This window comes from Arthrobacter sp. AL05, assembly GCF_029960715.1.
Taxonomy (GTDB): domain Bacteria; phylum Actinomycetota; class Actinomycetes; order Actinomycetales; family Micrococcaceae; genus Arthrobacter.
Genome location: NZ_JASBRC010000003.1, coordinates 17,555 through 32,948 on the forward strand (window position 1 = coordinate 17,555; position 15,394 = coordinate 32,948).

The window sequence follows — 15,394 nt, forward strand, 5'->3', positions numbered from 1 at the left end:
TTGCGCATTGTTCAACAAATCCCTAGGCTGTGGATCACGGTGATGGGCATCACTTTGCGGGGACCACCTTCCCGGCACGGGCCGGCTCGGCCATGCCACGATAACTACTCGCGTCCGCAGATCGGACCTGATCCATGCGGGGATGGATGGATATGCTCGTACTAATCGGAGTTTTGCTGGTCATCGTCGGCTTTGCCATCCGAATGAACCCACTGATTGTTGTTACCGCCTCAGGCATCATCACGGCCCTTCTCGGCGGACTGACGCCGCTTCAAATCCTCGACGCCTTTGGTTCCGGTTTCGCCAGCAGCAGGTCGGTCACGATTTTTGTTGTGGTCCTTCCCGTCATCGGCATCATCGAACGGTTTGGCCTCCAGGAGCAGGCGAAGACTTTGATTTCCAAGCTCGCCAAGCTCACGGCCGGGCGTGTCCTTTTGGGGTACCTCCTGGTCCGCCAAGCCACGGCTGCCCTCGGCCTGACCGGGATCGGCGGCCATGCGCAGACGGTGCGGCCATTGGTCTTCCCGATGGCGGAAGGCGCCGCGCTGCGGCGGTACGGCGAGGTTCCGGAGAAGGTACGGGAAAAAATCAAGGGCCACTCCGCTGCAGCAGACAACGTCGGTGTCTTCTTCGGCGAGGACATTTTTGTCGCAGTAGGCTCGATCCTGCTGATCACCACCTTCGTGGACGCGACATACGGGCTCCACCTGGAGCCGCTTGAGTTGGCCATCTGGGCTATCCCGTCCGCCGTGATCGCCTTCCTGATCCACGGGTTCCGTCTCTTGCGGCTCGACCGCGAGCTGGACCGGGACGTCCAGGCAACCCAACAAGCAGCGAAGACCGCCCAGAGCGCCACTGTCGGAGGCAACGCATGATCAAGGTTGAAGCTGTTTTCTGGCTGATTGGCATTCTTTTTGTTGCCTGGGCATTCTTGATTGCCCGCGATACGACCCATCCGAAGCGCTGGGGCAGTGCGGCTTTTTGGGGACTGCTGGGTGTGTGCTTCTTCTATGGCACTTGGGTCCAGGCTGGCACCGCGCCGCCGTGGATCCTGGGCGTGGCCGTGCTGGTGCTGGTGACTCTTGCCAGCTCGGGACCTCTTGGTGATGGCAAAGCAAGGACCACGAGCATGACAGAGCGCGCCGTATCCGCCACCCGGTTCGGCAACAGGCTCTTCATCCCGGCGCTCGTCCTGCCGGTGGTGACGGTGATCATTGTGCTGCTCGCTCCGGTGCTGAAGATCGGTGGACAACCGATCTTCGATCCCACCAACACAACACTCGTGGCACTGGCCGTCGGTGCCGTCGCGGCTGCCGTCGTCGCCGTCGTTATTCTGCGGCCGAAGCAGAAGCTGACCCCGATTTTCGAAGGGCGCCGCATTCTCGAGTCCATCGGCTGGGCAGCACTGCTGCCGCAGATGCTCTCCACGCTGGGCATTCTGTTCACCAAGGCCGGCGTCGGCACGGCAGTGGGCACGCTGGCCAAAGGCATACTTCCGGAGGGTTCGCTGATTGCCGCCGTGATCGTCTACTCCGTTGGGATGTTCCTCTTTACGGTGCTGATGGGCAACGCCTTCGCCGCGTTTCCCATCATGACAGCCGCCATCGGCTGGCCGGTCCTGGTCCAGGGCTTCCACGGGAATCCAGCGATCATCTTCGCGATCGGCATGCTGGCGGGCTTCTGCGGGACGCTGTGCACACCGATGGCCGCCAACTTCAACCTGGTCCCGGCAGCGTTGCTGGAAATGAAAAACAAATACGGAGTCATCAGGGCCCAGATCGCCACGGCAATTCCGTTGCTGGGCGCCAACACAGCACTGATGTACTTCCTGGCCTTCAACTGACTTTGCCCTTCAAAGGAGCGCGCATGATCCTGAATCCCACGGAACAAATGGACCACCTCGCCGAGGCCTACGCGGACATCGTCCTGGACAACCTGACCCGAGCGTATCCCTACGCCTCCCACCACGTGGAAACGTCCCTGGCGGACCGGGCCAGCCCGCAGGAACTTCACCCGGCGTTCTACACCTCTTTCGACTGGCATTCCTCGGTGCACATGAGCTGGCTCGGCGTCGTCCTGGTGGAGCATGGTCTCGACGCCGGCCGTGACAGCGCCCTCCGGGCGGTGCTGGCAGCGAACCTCACCGCTGAAAACCTCGCCGTCGAAGGTGCTTACCTGCTGGCGAACCCCAGCTGGGAGCGTCCGTACGGTTGGGCCTGGCTGGTTCGGCTCGCTGCTGCTGCCGCCTCTTCCCGGGACGCGCAGATCCGGCAATGGGGCAAGAACCTGGATCCGCTGGTGGACATTGTCGCCTCCCTGGTGGCCGGCTGGACCGCCAAAGCGGAGTTCCCGGTCCGGCATGGCCTGCATACCAATGCCGCGTTCGGCCTGGGCATGATGCTGGACGCCTTCCGCACCCTGGGCAGGGACCAGGCTGCCGCCGTTTGTGAGAAAGCGGCACTGAACTGGTTTAGGGACGACGCCGGATGGCCGGGGGAGTGGGAAATGAGCGGGCAGGATTTCCTGTCCGCCGGTTTGAGCGAGGCCGACCTGATGGCCCGGGTGCTCGACGCGGATGCCTTTGCCGCGTGGTTTGCAGCGTTCCTGCCGGGTCTCGCGCCGGATGACAGGATCCTTGCCAAAGCCACTGTCACCGATGAGTCGGACGGGTATCTGGCACACCTCAACGGGTTGAACCTGACCCGCGCCGGCCAGCTGATCAGAATCCGCCGAGCGCTCTCGGCAGCGCAGGGAACTGGCGCAGCGGCCCGGGTTCTCGACGTCGCGACGATGCCATTGCTGGCCGCAGGCATGGATTCCGTCAGCACCGAGGAGTTTATGTCCAGCCACTGGCTCGCCAGTTTTGCGTGGGACGCTTTGGCCTCGGCACAGTAGGAAATTCACAATGCTTCGGCACGGCCGTGGCCAGGCGCCCTGCCGTGTGTCATCATTTGCAGAGCCCGGACCGGGGCCTTGCCGATAGTCGTAGAACGACGGGCAACCGCCCGCGGTTTTCCGGGGCCCGGCTCCACACATGCGGAGCCGGGCCGGGTTGGCTACTAGGCAGGGGCACCGATGAGCAACGAACCGATCGCAAACTACGCCATGCTCTCGGATTGCAGCTCCGCGGCGCTGGTGAGTCGGGCCGGTTCGGTGGACTGGCTATGCTTTCCACGGTTCGACAGCCCTTCCGTTTTCGGCCGCATCCTGGGCGAGGCTGCCGGTTCCTGGTCAATCCGGCCTGTTGCCCCGTATTCCTCGACGCGGCGCTACCTGGGTCCCACAATGGTGTTGGAGACGACCCACACCACGTCCGCGGGAATCGTTACGGTCACCGACGCGTTGGCGCTCGGGGACGGGATCCGGGGCCACGAACTTGGTGCCGGGGCGCCCGGTACGCTGCTGCGTCATGTGGTCTGCTGCAGCGGGGAGATCGAACTGGAAGTGGTGTTCGCTCCCCGCCCGGACTACGGCCGGGACGTGCCGGAGCTGGCCCGGGTCGAGGGTGGGGTCACGGTTCGGGGCGGCACCCGGATCCTGGCCCTGTCCACCACGGTTCCTTTCGAGCTGGTGGACGGTACTGCCCGGGCGAATCCGGTACTTCGCTCCGGCGACGTTTTGGAGTTCGGCCTCCATCACGAGGACTCCGGCGCCGGATTGCCGGCCTTCTGGAACCCGCAGGAGATCGCGCGGCGGCTTGAGGACACGCTGGAGGGCTGGGCCAGCTGGTCGCGGTTGCACCAAAGTTACGGGGGGCCCTGGCAGGATCTGGTGGCTACCAGCGGTCGGATCCTGCAGGCCCTAACCTACTTTCCGACCGGCGCGATCGTGGCGGCAGCGACGACCTCACTTCCGGAAGTGGCCGGCGGAACCCGGAACTGGGATTACCGCTACACCTGGATCCGGGATGCGAGTATGACATTGCAGGCGCTCTGGGTGGCTGCGTGCCCGGATGAGGCCGGAAAGTTCTTCCAATTCCTCGCGTCGGTCTCGGCCAGCCGGCCGGACAGCGACGCGACGCTGCAGATCATGTATGGCATCGGCGGCGAACGGGACTTGTCCGAGCGGGAACTGGCCCACCTTCCGGGCTGGCGCAACAGTGCCCCGGTGCGGGTGGGCAACGGCGCCTGGAACCAGCGCCAACTCGATGTGTACGGCGAACTTCTGGACGCGGCAGCCACCCTTCCTGAGTACCTCACTGCGATGGAGCCCGGAACCCGGAAGTTCCTGGCCGGGGCGGCCGACACCGCGGCATCACTGTGGCAGTCGACCGACCAGGGCATCTGGGAGGTCCGCGGTGCCCCCCGGCATTACCTGCACTCGAAACTGATGTGCTGGGTCGCCGTGGACCGTGCCATCGGCCTCGCCGCGGTCCTGGACGCCGAAGACCGGGTGCCGCAGTGGATCCAAGCGCGTGCCCGGCTTGCCGACTCGATTCGCGTGAACGGCTGGAACGACCACGCCCATGCCTACACGCAGGCGTACGGTTCCGAAGAGCTCGACGCGTCCGTACTGATGCTTGCCATCGTCGGCTTTGTCCCCGCCGATGACCCGCGGATGCTGGCCACGATCAACGCCATCGATGAACGGCTCACCGACAGCCGTGGCCTGGTGTACCGCTACCAGGGGGACGACGGGCTGTCCGGGGAGGAAGGCACGTTCCTGATCTGTACTTTCTGGCTGGCGCACGCACTGGCGTTGGCCGGACAGACCGGACGTGCCCGCGCCGTTTTTGAACGGGCCTCCGGCTTTGCCACCGATCTGGGTCTGATGGCCGAAGAAGTTTCCCCGGACGGCAGCGAGCTGCTCGGCAACTTCCCTCAGGCTTTCAGCCATATCGGCCTGATCAACGCCGCTTGGGCCATTCACACGGCCGAGAACAAGGGACGGGCGGGCATCGGGGACCCCGGAGACGCCACATGAGGGGAGCGAACGCACCCATTGCGGGCAGCCGGCTCCGGGCCGGCCTGCGGCTGGGCCCGCTGCTTGCCCCGGTGGCTGCCGCGGCGGCGGCAGCCCTGCTGTTCCCGTTACCGTCGGTCGATGAAATCCGGAACTAATTCGGCAGCACGGGTTGATGGGGACCTGCCGTATTCATCCTGGCCTATGCCGTCCTGACGCTGGCGCCGGTGCCCAAGAATGTCATGTCGGTTGCCGCCGGGGTGGTGTTTGGCTTCGCAGCCGGCATCGCCGTGGTCTTTGCCGCGGCTATCATGGACGCCGCCGACGTCGCACCCGCCTGGGCGATGATCGAACGCGGCGAGGCCAGCGAGGACCCGAAAACGCGGGAGACCCAGGAACGGCTCGGCTCCTGCATGTACTCAATGAGTCACCCTGACACCGGGCGGCTGGTCCCCGCCTGCGTCCAGCACCCGACCCTGGACGCGGCAGAAAATGCGGGCTCGCGCAAAATGCTGCCACTGCGTCCCGTCAGCCCGGCCGGCGTTCCCGGACCAATGCATCCTTGAGGCGCCATTGCCGCAGTTGCGGACGGTGCTGAGTACCATGGTCCTGCGGGTGCAGGCGCATCAGGACGAAAAATTCGGCCCGGAACCGGCCGGGTTCAAGAATGAGGAACATGAACATGATGAAACCACTGGCCCGGACCGTCGCGCTGGCAGCGGGGACTTTGCTCGCGCTCTCGCTGGCCGCCTGCGGCGCCGGAAATGATCCGCTGAACAATGACCGGCCTTCGGGAAGCAGCACCCCGGGGGCTGCCCTGGTGATCGGCTCGGCAAACTTCCCGGAAAGCGAGACGCTGGCCGAGGTTTACGCGGGTGCGCTCAACGCGGCTGGCATCCCCGCGTCGACGAAGCCAGGAATTGGCTCCCGTGAGGTGTATGTGCGGGCCTTGCAGGACAGGTCGATCGACGTCGTCCCCGATTACAGCGGCAATCTGCTCCGCTACGTTGACAAGACCGCTACCGCTGCCAGTGCCGACGAGGTCATGAAAGCACTCCCCGGCAAGCTGCCCGACGAGTTGACAGTGCTCGAAGCGGCCCAAGCGGAGGACAAGGATTCCATCGTGGTCACCGAGGCGACGGCGGCGAAGTTCGGGCTCAAAACTCTTGCCGACCTGGGGAAGGTGTGTGATCAGATTGCGCTCGGCATGCCGCCGGAAGCCAAGGAACGGCCCCAGGGCCTCCCGGGGCTCAAAGCGAACTACGGCTGCGAGCCTAAGGAATTCGTCCCCTTTAGCGACGGTGGCGGGCCGGTGACAGTCCGGGCGCTGCTCGATGACAGGATCCAGGCCGCCGATGTCTTCAGCACCTCACCGCTGATTCTCCAGAACAAGCTGGTTTCCCTGGCGGATCCGCTGAACAATTTCGCGGCCCAACAGGTGGTGCCGCTGGCGCTGAAGGACCGGCTGGACGCTAAGAGCACGGAAGTGCTGAACAAAGTGTCACGGGTTCTGACGACGGCGGACTTGCTGAAGTTGAACGAGGAAGTCTCCGGCGACCGGAAGGTAAACCCCCGGGATGCGGCTGCCGCCTGGCTCAAAGATAAAGGATTTACCGGCTAGAAGCATCGTCGCGTCCGTGCCCCGGGCTGCGACCCGCAAGCAGCGCCGGGCCAGCTCAGCTGAGGGGCTCGGCGCTGCTTTTTTAGTGCGCTGCGGCCAGCACTCCGGGAAGCTCGGTCAGGGCATTGACCGTAAAATCTGGCGACTCGAAATAGCCCGGGTAGCTGCTCCCTGACCGGTTTAGCCATGCGGTGCGCAGCCCGGCACGGGCTGCGCCGTGGATGTCCCACGGATGGACGGCGACCAGCAGCATGTCCGCCGGGGCGGCGCCCGAAGCGGCAGCCGCATAGTCGTAGGAACTGCGGGCCGGCTTCCAGGCCGGCGCATCCTCGACCGAGAGCAGCGCCTCGAACTCGTCACGGATCCCAGCCCCACTGAACAGCTTCGCGGCGATCCGGGCAGAGCCGTTGCTGAGGGTGATCAGCCGGAACCCGGCAGCGGCGAGGACTGTAATCCCCGCGGGGACGTCCGGATGTACCTTGAGACCGGTCAGCCCGGCCATAACATGGTCGACCGCCGCGTCCATTGGGCGGTTTAGCTCCACCCCGGTCAGAAGTCCCCGAAGTGCCTCCGCCCCGATCGCGGCGAACGATCCGTTGTCTCCGCTGGCTGTAAGCGCGAAGCCGTCACGCAGCAGGGTCGCGAACCAGAGCTTGGCCAACTCAGCCGGCGCCCCGACGTCGCTGAATTGTCCCCCCATCGCGGACATGTCAGAGAGGGTTTCATTGACGTCAAAGACGATGACTGAGATTGCGGTGGTCATGGATTCTCCTTGTGGTCGTGTGCAGCTCCCCCGACCCAGTCTGCCGCCTTCCCGGCGGGGGGTGCCGCAGGCGGGTGCCCGGGCGCTGCGATGCGCAGCTCACCAGAATTTCTGCACTCCGGCAGCGGCGTCACGCAGCCGGGACCCGTCCAGGAAAATGGAGCACTCTGCCAGGCCGAAGTCTTTCCACTCGGCAACCAGCCGAAGTTTCCCCGCGGGTGGCAACGGCCAGAGCCAGAGCGAGCCGGAGCCGGAGAGCTCGTCGTCGCCGCCGCTCCCGCCTCCGTTTCGCATCAGGAGGACCGGCGGAGCAGGCTCCCCGGGGCCTTCGAAGAATCCGTGCGGATGCGCGCTGGTGCTGGACTTTGAGCCGTCAGGGAAAGCCGCGCCGAAGTGCAGCATCGAAGCTCCCCCGGAGCCCCTTCGGGGGCCGGATCCGGGCCGGAAAAACACGTCGTTGAGATCCGCCCACTCCGCATCGGTCTGGTCGCCCCGGCGGATGGTCCATGACACATCGAACGAACAACCCGTTGAAAAGACATCGGCGCTCTTGACTGCCATCACCAATGTCGGGCTCCGGTGCAGGAACTGACCGATCTGGACAACCGCCGGAAGCTCGTAGGGCGGGGCGCCGGCCCAGACCGGCGGGACGTACCTCACCGCCCGCCCGCGCGGGGGAGTGGGCGGTACCGGGAAGTCCTGAAAGAAGGTCATGGCTGATCCTTTCGTCGGCGGGCAAGGCTGCTACTGCTGCCGGTGCGGGAGCTGGAGGGTGATGGGCGGCGTGGTCATGGGACCGCCGCATTCTTCCGACCCACCCGCCCTGGTCCATTCCGGCCGGGATTCCAGCCCGGCGAGCAAGGTGCCGTCTTGGGTGAGCACACGAGTTTTTACGTCCTCGGGCAATTGGCCCCGGACGGTGAACAACCAGGAATTGATCGCTGTCCGGGCTGAGGTGAAGGGTGCTGCGGATGGTGAAGGGAGTGATGGTGCTGACCCACCCGACGGCAGGGCATACGACGTCGGTGCTGCCGCAGGCGGTCAACTGCAGGGCAGCAGCCACCAGCACGGCGGCAGAGCGAAAGATCCCCCAATTCGACCTCATTGGGCCAGTCTAGACAGGTCCCCGGCTGGCCCCGAGGATCTTCTAACCCGGAGGTTGGGGAAAGCCATGCGCCCGAGGTCACCTCCCAGCACCCGTGTGCCCAGGACGCTGCTGACTGCTGTGAACCCTGCGGGGACCACCCAGAGCAGGCCCAGGTCCACCACCCACACCACAGCGCGGACCGCAGGGCGCAGCCCGCACCACGCCAGGGCAACGCCGACCAGCACCGCGGGGAACCAGCGCCACAGCAAGGTCAGCCATACGGGAGCGTTGGCCACCCCAGCCACTTCGGCAGCTGCGGAGGCCACCCAGGACACAAACGGAACGGCCGCAAGGCCAACCCCCAACGCGACCAAGGCCGGAGAACGGGCTGCGAGGAGAAAGAGCAACACCAGCCCGGCGGCGATTGCGGCCAGCACTCCAGCCAGCAGGCCAGCCAGGTAGAGGCGTGACAACGCACTGGGCGCCAAGCCCTCGCCGACCACATTAAATGCCTGGATCGCTGCTGTTGCCTGCACCAGAAGTACGCCCCCGGCGGCGCACCATGTGACCAGGCGACGGCGCGCCGGGGACCAGCGCCGGACCGCCAGGCCGGCTGCCGCAGCGCCCGTGGTCATTAACGACACCAGTGTGGTGGCTTCGTACTGGCTAAGCGGCAGAAGGGCCAGGGGCATCTGTCCGGGCAGTAGCTGCGAGCCCCAAAGGTTCTGCAGCGGCAGGCGTGCGCCGGTGATCAGCCACGGCGCCAGGCCGAGGATGCCCGCCAGGAGCCCGATCAGGAGAGCTGCTGCCGTGTCCCTGCCCGCCGTTGCCGGCACCTTCTGCTGGCGGGATGCCGGTCCCGCCATTATGCCGTCCGGGACCCCGCTTGAGCCGGCAACGGGCCTTCGTCCACGGACGTGGGGGATACCCTCCGGTTGTGGCGGTTTCGGGAGGAGTTGCCGGTTCGGCGCTAGCCGTCTGTAAGGAGCCTCGCGTAGTTCGCGATGGAGTGCTGATACCTCGGCAGATGTGGAATGAGTGCTTCGAGTGCGACCCGGAGGGCTTCGTCGTGCCGGCCAGCGTCCCGCAGGGCCAGGGCCCGCACCGCGCCGGGGGCTCCGCCCAAGGCGTGCGGGTCGGTGCGGGAGAGGATCCTCAAAGCTTCGTCAGTGTGTCCGAGTGCGCGCTCGGAGCTGGCCATTTGCACCCAGGCGCGGGTCCGCCTGATCGGGTCGAGCCCGGCAGCAAGCCCGGCGTCATAGAAGGAGACGGCATCTGCAGTCCGGCCGGTTGAATCGCGGATACAGGCGCGTTCGAAGTCTGCCCGGCCGTCGGTTGCCGGCGAAGCCGCAGCGAGCTCGTCCAGTTCCTCGATGACGTCGTCGGCGTCACTCGGTGCTGCCTCGAAGGCCGTCCAGAATGCGGCTACGCTGCGCTCCCACTCGTCAATTGTCATGTGCCGATCCTACGTGCGCCCCCTCCGGCCGCTGTACCGTGGAGCGATGGCGATTTCAGGACTCCTCAAGAGGTACGACCAGCAGCTCCGCACGGACGCGGAGACCCCCGGCGCGGCCGCCGTGGAGCGGCTGGGACCCTTGCGGCTCGTGACCTTCGAGGGCGGACGAGGTTTCGTCACCTACCAAGACCTTGCTGGGGCCGGCGCCGAGACGATCGCGCGATGGGTGGCCGAAGCGCTGGCGTTCTACCGCCGCGATCCGGCCATTGTGCGGATCGAATGGAAAACCCGCGGTCACGATCATGCGCCCGGACTCCACGAGGCGCTGCTGAAGCACGGATTCGAGCCCGACGAGACCGAGTCGATTATGATCGGGCCGGCCAGCGAACTGAGCGTCGAGGTGGATCTTCCACCAGGTGTGAGCCTGCGAAAAGTGACCGAGGAACAGGACATCCGGGCCATGAACGCCATGCAGGACAGGGTTTTTGGCAGTCCCGTCTCCGATGGAAACGCTGCAGCAGTCCTGCGTCGGATGGCTCGCCGCGACGGGATGGAATTGTGGGTCGCCGAACATCAGGGGCTGATTGTCAGCGCGGGCCGCCTCGAGCCGGTGTCAGGCACTGACTTCGCGGGAATCTGGGGCGGGGCAACACTCAGCCAGTGGCGCGGCCGGGGCATCTACCGCGCTCTCACCGCGGCCCGGGCCCGCGCCGCATTGACCCTGGGCAAAACGCTCATCCACAGCGATTCAACCGAATATTCACGGCCGATCCTGGAACGCTACGGCCTGCTCCGGGTGTCGACGACGACGCCGTACCGCTGGCGGCGCTGAGGCGAAGAAAACCCGTCCGAGAGCGCTGCTCTGCGGTCGGCCGACGTCGGGCCTGCTTTGCTGTGCTGTTGCTTCGTCCGCCGCGCCGATTCGACCGGACGCGCCGATTCGACCGGACGCGAGTCGCAGCGGACCGCGCAAGCGCAGCCGAATCGGATTTTTGTTGTACCCCAGGACGGATGGGCCTAGAGTGGCCACCTGCCACCTGGGCGACGTCCCGCAGCCGGGACACAAGTCCCATCAGGTTCCGGAACGGGACGCCGGTGGCCGCCATGCCGATCTGACTGAGGAGAAATCTATGGAAACCCGCACTCTCGGTTCACTCACCGTCTCAGCCCTGGGGCTGGGCTGCATGGGCATGAGCGAGTTCTACGGTCGTGGCGAGGAAAAAGAGTCCATCGCAACCATCCAGGCCTTTCTCGATGCCGGCGGCAGCCTGCTGGACACGGCTGACATGTACGGCCCGTTCACAAACGAAGCGCTTGTTGGCCGGGCTATTGCCGGCCGTCGGGAGGACGTGGTGCTCGCCACCAAATTCGGCAACGAACGCCGGGCCGACGGATCCTGGGTCGGCATCAACGGCTCCCCGGACTACGTGCGGGCCGCTTGCGACGCGAGCCTGCAGCGACTGGGCGTGGACCATATCGATCTGTATTACCAGCACCGCGTCGACAAGGCCACCCCGATCGAGGAAACCGTCGGAGCCATGGCTGAGCTGGTTCAGGCCGGAAAAGTCAGGCACCTGGGGTTATCCGAAGCCAGCGCGGACACCGTTCGCCGGGCACATGCGGTGCACCCGATCACGGCCCTGCAGACCGAATATTCGCTGTGGGAACGCGAGCCCGAGACCAAGATAATCCCGGTCCTCGCCGAGCTTGGCATCGGCTTTGTCCCCTACAGCCCGCTCGGCCGAGGTTTCCTGACCGGTCAATTCCGCAGCCCTGACGACTTTGCGGCGGACGATTTCCGCCGGCATTCCCCGCGTTTCCAAGGCGAAAACTTCACCCGCAACTTACAGCTCGTGGATCGGGTGAAGGAGTTGGCGGATACGAAGGACTGCACTCCGGCGCAGTTGGCACTTGCCTGGCTGCTGGCCCAGGGCGAGCATATTGTTCCCATCCCGGGCACCAAGAAGCGCGAACGTCTGTTCGAAAACCTGGGCGCTCCCGACGTCGAACTCTCCCCCGACGACCTGGCCCGCCTCGACGAACTGGCCCCGGCCGGGGCGGCAGCCGGAGCGAGGTACCCGAACATGGACACCATCGATGTCTAGGCGGGCCGTGGCTCGTTCGGAGCGTGCCGCGGCCAGTGCCGATTAGACTCGATTCCGGGTAGGGAACGGCCAGCTGACGGCCGGCCCTGAGCCCGCGACGAGGAGGTCATGATGGCCGGCGGCAGCCGCGAACCCGGCAGGACCGTAACCTCGAAGGTCCTCGCCATCCTGGAAGCCTTTGAAAAGTCCCGGGGCGCTCTCAGCCTCACCGACATTGCCGAAAAGTCCGGGCTGCCGCTGAGCACTGCCCACCGCCTGGTCAACGAACTCACCGACTGGGGGCTCCTCTCCCGCGAGCCCAACGGCCGCTACCAGCTCGGCATCCGGCTCTGGGAACTGGCCCAAAACACCGGTCGGCAGCTCCGCGATGCGGCCCGTCCCTACGTCCAGGATCTGTTCTCGCTCACCGGCGAAACCGCGCACCTGGCGGTCCGGGCCGGCCATGAGGTGCTCTACATCGATCGTGTCTACGGCTCCAGGCGGGTCCCGCGGGCCTCCCGGGTCGGCGGCCGGCTGCCCATGCATGCAACCGCCGTCGGAAAGGTCATCCTGGCCTTCGAAGTGGACTGGGTCCGCGAGGCCTACCTGAACCGGCAGCTGGAGCGGCACACCGCCCACACCCACGTGGACCCCAGGAAGCTGTCCGGGGAGCTGACCCGGATCCGCGAGCAGGGCTACGCCACGACCTTGGAGGAAGTCCGGCTGGGCTCCTGCTCGATCGCCGTCCCGGTCTTCCATACCGGCCGGATTGGCGCCTCGATCGGACTGGTTCTGCCAACCAGCCAGGCCGACACGATGACCCGGCACCTGCCCGTCCTGCGGGGCATCGCCGCTCAGATCGAGCGCGCTACGGCCCGGATCCCGCTGGAAACGCTGCTCGGCAGCAACTTCGCCGGCACGGCCTGAGCCGTCGCCGTCGCCGTCGCACCGTGACGGAAGACAACTGGCTTCCACTGAGTGGAAGCCAGTCCTGTCCGGCGCGGGTGATCGGGGCCACACTGATGAATAAGAACCCCCGGCAAGCACTGCCGCTGCCGGCGGGACCAAAAATCTAGGAGCCCAGATGTCATCGTCGACAGAAACGGCCGGCCGCTGCCCCTATGGTCACGGCGCCGAAGCCCCCGCCGGGCACCATGGCTACGAGCCGTTCCAGATGAAGGATCCGTTTCCGGCGTACGCCGAACTCCGGGCCGAGCAGCCGGTGATGTTCGACGAGCGGATCGGCCTCTACGTTGTTTCCCGCTACGACGACATCAAAGCCGTGTTCGACGACTGGCAGACCTTCTCCAGCGAAAATGCCCAGGCTCCCGTCCGCGAACGCGGCGCCGCAGCAAAGAAGATCATGGAAGACGGCGGCTTCACCGCCTACTCGGGCCTGTCCGCCCGCCGGCCGCCGGAGCACACCCGCATCCGTGCCGTGGTCCAAAAGGCCTTCACTCCCCGGCGCTACAAGGCGCTGGAACCCTTTATCCGGCAGAACGTCGTCGAACTGCTGGAGAAGATGCTGGCCAGCCCGGACCACCGCGGCGACATGGTCAGGGACCTCGCCTACGACGTCCCCACCATCACCATCCTGACCCTGATCGGAGCGGAGGTGTCCCAGGTGGACACCTTCAAACGCTGGAGTGATTCCCGCGCCGCGATGACCTGGGGCGACCTCAGCGACGAGGAACAGATCCCGCACGCCCACAACCTCGTGGAGTACTGGCAGGAATGCCTCCGCCTGGTCAGGGTGGCCCACCAGGAAGGCGGCGACAACCTCACCGCCGACCTGGTGAAATCGCAGCAGGAAGGCGCCGAGATCTCCGACCACGAGATCGCCTCCGTCCTCTACAGCCTGCTCTTCGCCGGCCACGAGACCACCACCACACTGATTTCCAACGCCCTCCGTGAACTCCTGGCCCGCCCCGAGCAGTGGAAGCAGCTCGTAGCAGACCCCAAGACGATCCCTGCGGCCATCGACGAGGTCCTCCGCTACGCCGGATCGATTGTCGGGTGGCGGCGCAAAGCCCTCAAAGACACCGAAGTCGGTGGGGTGGCGATCGAGGAAGGCTCGCAGCTGCTGCTCCTGATGGGCGCCGCAAACCGCGATGAGGGCAAGTTCAGCTCCGGCGAGGACTTCGACATCACCCGCACCAATGCCCGCGAACACCTGTCCTTCGGGTTCGGCATCCACTACTGCCTGGGCAATATGCTCGCCAAGCTGCAGGCCAAAATCGCCCTCGAGGAAGTCGCCCGGCTCGCCCCCGGGCTGCAGCTGGAGAGGCCGGATGCCACCACCTTCCGCGAAAACCTCTCCTTCCGCGTTCCCGAGACCGTCCCCGTCAGCTGGAAGGCCTAAAAAACATGCAAAGCAACGAATACATCCAGTTCTTCGACGGCGGCATCGAGCCGAAACTTGAAAACTTGGGCGGCAAGGGCGCCTCGCTGGTCACTATGACTTCCGCCGGAATGCCAGTCCCTCCCGGCTTCGTCGTCACCACCGCGCAGTTCGATGCGTTTATGGAAGAAGCCGGCATCACCCGGCATATCCACCAGCTCCTTGCCGATCTGGACCCCGGGGACATGGGCCAGGTGGATAAGGTCTCCGCCGCCATCCGCGAGGACATCTGCTCCCGCCCGGTGCCGCAGGCGATGCGCGAGCTCACCGTCGGAGCCTATAACGCCCTGATGTCCCGCTTTGAGGAGCCGGTCCCGGTCGCCGTGCGGTCCAGTGCCACGGCCGAGGACCTCCCGGACGCCTCCTTCGCCGGCCAGCAGGACACCTATCTCTGGCTCGACGGCGTCAAGGCCGTCACCGAGCACATCAGGCAGTGCTGGGCCTCACTCTTTACCTCCCGCGCAATCATTTACCGGCTCCGGAACAACATCCCCAACGAGGGCCTGTCGATGGCCGTGGTGGTGCAGAAGATGGTCAACGCCCGTGTTTCCGGCGTCGCGATCACCATGGACCCCACCAACGGCGACCGCTCCAAGATCACCATCGACTCCTCCTACGGGGTCGGCGAAATGGTGGTCTCCGGCCAGGTCACCCCGGACAACATCATGCTGGACAAGGTCACCCTGGCCGTCATCTTCGAACACCTCGGCGACAAGCACGCCGAACTCGTCCCCGACGCCGCGGCCGGCCGCCTGGTGGAACGGGAGGTCGACGCCGAACGCCGCGGCCGCCGCAGCCTCAGCGACGCCGAACTCGCGGCCGTCGCGCAGATGGCCAAGCGCGCGGAGAAGCACTACAAATGCCCGCAGGACATCGAATGGGCACTCGACGGCGACCTGCCCGACGGCGAAAACCTGCTCCTGCTCCAGTCCCGCCCCGAGACGGTGCATTCCTCCAAGCCGACTGTCCCGTCGGCTGCTGCCGCTGGTGGCTACTTCAGCGGACTCAGCCCCCGCCAGCTCACCTAACAAGTCCTGACCCCCTATCCCGCTCCCTCACCCAGGCTCAACGCCGAGCCCG

General features: G+C 65.8%; 16 protein-coding genes. 12 read left to right on the plus strand and 4 right to left on the minus strand.

From position 1 onward, the window contains the following. Positions 1-152: 152 nt before the first annotated feature. The 7 genes from QK287_RS04540 to QK287_RS04570 all read left to right on the plus strand — a co-directional run bounded on the left by QK287_RS04540 (position 153) and on the right by QK287_RS04570 (position 6,523). Positions 153-875 carry a DUF969 domain-containing protein gene (locus QK287_RS04540; RefSeq protein WP_282359442.1) on the plus strand — a complete coding sequence of 241 codons (723 nt, stop codon included), beginning with the start codon at positions 153-155 and terminating at the stop codon, positions 873-875. After that, positions 872-1,843 carry a DUF979 domain-containing protein gene (locus QK287_RS04545; RefSeq protein ID WP_282359443.1) on the plus strand — a complete coding sequence of 324 codons (972 nt, stop codon included), beginning with the start codon at positions 872-874 and terminating at the stop codon, positions 1,841-1,843. The genes QK287_RS04540 and QK287_RS04545 overlap by 4 nt, the downstream gene beginning before the upstream one ends. A gap of 23 nt (positions 1,844-1,866) precedes the next feature. Then, on the plus strand, positions 1,867-2,895 hold the full coding sequence (locus QK287_RS04550; RefSeq protein WP_282359444.1) for a DUF2891 family protein: 1,029 nt from the start codon (positions 1,867-1,869) through the stop codon (positions 2,893-2,895). A 180-nt stretch (positions 2,896-3,075) separates the two neighbouring features. Continuing rightward, complete coding sequence (locus tag QK287_RS04555; RefSeq protein ID WP_282359445.1) at positions 3,076-4,923, plus strand: glycoside hydrolase family 15 protein; 1,848 nt, start codon at positions 3,076-3,078, stop codon at positions 4,921-4,923. Then, on the plus strand, positions 4,920-5,060 hold the full coding sequence (locus tag QK287_RS04560) for a hypothetical protein (RefSeq protein WP_282359446.1): 141 nt from the start codon (positions 4,920-4,922) through the stop codon (positions 5,058-5,060). Before QK287_RS04555 ends, QK287_RS04560 begins: the two co-directional genes overlap by 4 nt. A gap of 69 nt (positions 5,061-5,129) precedes the next feature. Beyond that, positions 5,130-5,468, plus strand: a complete 339-nt coding sequence (locus QK287_RS04565) for a hypothetical protein (RefSeq protein ID WP_282359447.1) — start codon at positions 5,130-5,132, stop codon at positions 5,466-5,468. 110 nt (positions 5,469-5,578) lie between these two features. Next, a complete protein-coding gene (locus tag QK287_RS04570; protein WP_282359448.1) occupies positions 5,579-6,523 on the plus strand; it encodes an ABC transporter substrate-binding protein in 945 nt (314 codons plus the stop codon). Between the two features lie 82 nt (positions 6,524-6,605). Here QK287_RS04570 and QK287_RS04575 read toward each other — a convergent pair whose 3' ends face one another. The 4 genes from QK287_RS04575 to QK287_RS04590 all read right to left on the minus strand — a co-directional run bounded on the left by QK287_RS04575 (position 6,606) and on the right by QK287_RS04590 (position 9,829). Next, on the minus strand, positions 6,606-7,286 hold the full coding sequence (locus QK287_RS04575; protein WP_226773486.1) for a haloacid dehalogenase type II: 681 nt from the start codon (positions 7,284-7,286) through the stop codon (positions 6,606-6,608). Between the two features lie 99 nt (positions 7,287-7,385). Then, positions 7,386-8,000: a hypothetical protein gene (locus QK287_RS04580; protein ID WP_226773487.1), complete on the minus strand. Its 615-nt coding sequence runs from the start codon at positions 7,998-8,000 to the stop codon at positions 7,386-7,388. A 387-nt stretch (positions 8,001-8,387) separates the two neighbouring features. Beyond that, positions 8,388-9,239 carry a hypothetical protein gene (locus QK287_RS04585; RefSeq protein ID WP_282359449.1) on the minus strand — a complete coding sequence of 284 codons (852 nt, stop codon included), beginning with the start codon at positions 9,237-9,239 and terminating at the stop codon, positions 8,388-8,390. Positions 9,240-9,343: 104 nt separating this feature from the next. Further along, positions 9,344-9,829, minus strand: coding sequence for a tetratricopeptide repeat protein (locus QK287_RS04590; protein WP_282359450.1), 486 nt, complete (start codon positions 9,827-9,829; stop codon positions 9,344-9,346). Positions 9,830-9,875: 46 nt separating this feature from the next. Here QK287_RS04590 and QK287_RS04595 point away from each other — a divergent pair, with 46 nt between their 5' ends. From QK287_RS04595 to QK287_RS04615, 5 genes are all read left to right on the plus strand, one after another. Next, positions 9,876-10,661 carry a GNAT family N-acetyltransferase gene (locus tag QK287_RS04595; protein ID WP_226773491.1) on the plus strand — a complete coding sequence of 262 codons (786 nt, stop codon included), beginning with the start codon at positions 9,876-9,878 and terminating at the stop codon, positions 10,659-10,661. A 298-nt stretch (positions 10,662-10,959) separates the two neighbouring features. Beyond that, positions 10,960-11,934 carry an aldo/keto reductase gene (locus QK287_RS04600; protein WP_226773492.1) on the plus strand — a complete coding sequence of 325 codons (975 nt, stop codon included), beginning with the start codon at positions 10,960-10,962 and terminating at the stop codon, positions 11,932-11,934. A 111-nt stretch (positions 11,935-12,045) separates the two neighbouring features. After that, positions 12,046-12,840: an IclR family transcriptional regulator gene (locus QK287_RS04605; protein WP_226773516.1), complete on the plus strand. Its 795-nt coding sequence runs from the start codon at positions 12,046-12,048 to the stop codon at positions 12,838-12,840. Positions 12,841-12,997: 157 nt separating this feature from the next. Beyond that, a complete protein-coding gene (locus QK287_RS04610) occupies positions 12,998-14,275 on the plus strand; it encodes a cytochrome P450 (RefSeq protein WP_226773493.1) in 1,278 nt (425 codons plus the stop codon). Positions 14,276-14,280: 5 nt separating this feature from the next. Then, positions 14,281-15,342 (plus strand): PEP/pyruvate-binding domain-containing protein, encoded by a 1,062-nt coding sequence (locus tag QK287_RS04615; RefSeq protein ID WP_226773494.1) that lies wholly within the window; start codon positions 14,281-14,283, stop codon positions 15,340-15,342. Positions 15,343-15,394: the final 52 nt, after the last annotated feature.

Excerpts from the sequence above, each read along its gene's own strand:
- QK287_RS04540 (WP_282359442.1), top strand. The coding sequence starts at position 153 with ATGCTCGTACTAATCGGAGTTTTGCTGGTCATCGTCGGCTTTGCCATC.
- QK287_RS04545 (WP_282359443.1), top strand. The coding sequence starts at position 872 with ATGATCAAGGTTGAAGCTGTTTTCTGGCTGATTGGCATTCTTTTTGTT.
- QK287_RS04550 (WP_282359444.1), top strand. The coding sequence starts at position 1,867 with ATGATCCTGAATCCCACGGAACAAATGGACCACCTCGCCGAGGCCTAC.
- QK287_RS04555 (WP_282359445.1), top strand. The coding sequence starts at position 3,076 with ATGAGCAACGAACCGATCGCAAACTACGCCATGCTCTCGGATTGCAGC.
- QK287_RS04560 (WP_282359446.1), top strand. The coding sequence starts at position 4,920 with ATGAGGGGAGCGAACGCACCCATTGCGGGCAGCCGGCTCCGGGCCGGC.
- QK287_RS04570 (WP_282359448.1), top strand. The coding sequence starts at position 5,579 with ATGAACATGATGAAACCACTGGCCCGGACCGTCGCGCTGGCAGCGGGG.
- QK287_RS04575 (WP_226773486.1), bottom strand. The coding sequence starts at position 7,286 with ATGACCACCGCAATCTCAGTCATCGTCTTTGACGTCAATGAAACCCTC.
- QK287_RS04580 (WP_226773487.1), bottom strand. The coding sequence starts at position 8,000 with ATGACCTTCTTTCAGGACTTCCCGGTACCGCCCACTCCCCCGCGCGGG.
- QK287_RS04585 (WP_282359449.1), bottom strand. The coding sequence starts at position 9,239 with ATGGCGGGACCGGCATCCCGCCAGCAGAAGGTGCCGGCAACGGCGGGC.
- QK287_RS04590 (WP_282359450.1), bottom strand. The coding sequence starts at position 9,829 with ATGACAATTGACGAGTGGGAGCGCAGCGTAGCCGCATTCTGGACGGCC.
- QK287_RS04595 (WP_226773491.1), top strand. The coding sequence starts at position 9,876 with ATGGCGATTTCAGGACTCCTCAAGAGGTACGACCAGCAGCTCCGCACG.
- QK287_RS04600 (WP_226773492.1), top strand. The coding sequence starts at position 10,960 with ATGGAAACCCGCACTCTCGGTTCACTCACCGTCTCAGCCCTGGGGCTG.
- QK287_RS04605 (WP_226773516.1), top strand. The coding sequence starts at position 12,046 with ATGGCCGGCGGCAGCCGCGAACCCGGCAGGACCGTAACCTCGAAGGTC.
- QK287_RS04610 (WP_226773493.1), top strand. The coding sequence starts at position 12,998 with ATGTCATCGTCGACAGAAACGGCCGGCCGCTGCCCCTATGGTCACGGC.
- QK287_RS04615 (WP_226773494.1), top strand. The coding sequence starts at position 14,281 with ATGCAAAGCAACGAATACATCCAGTTCTTCGACGGCGGCATCGAGCCG.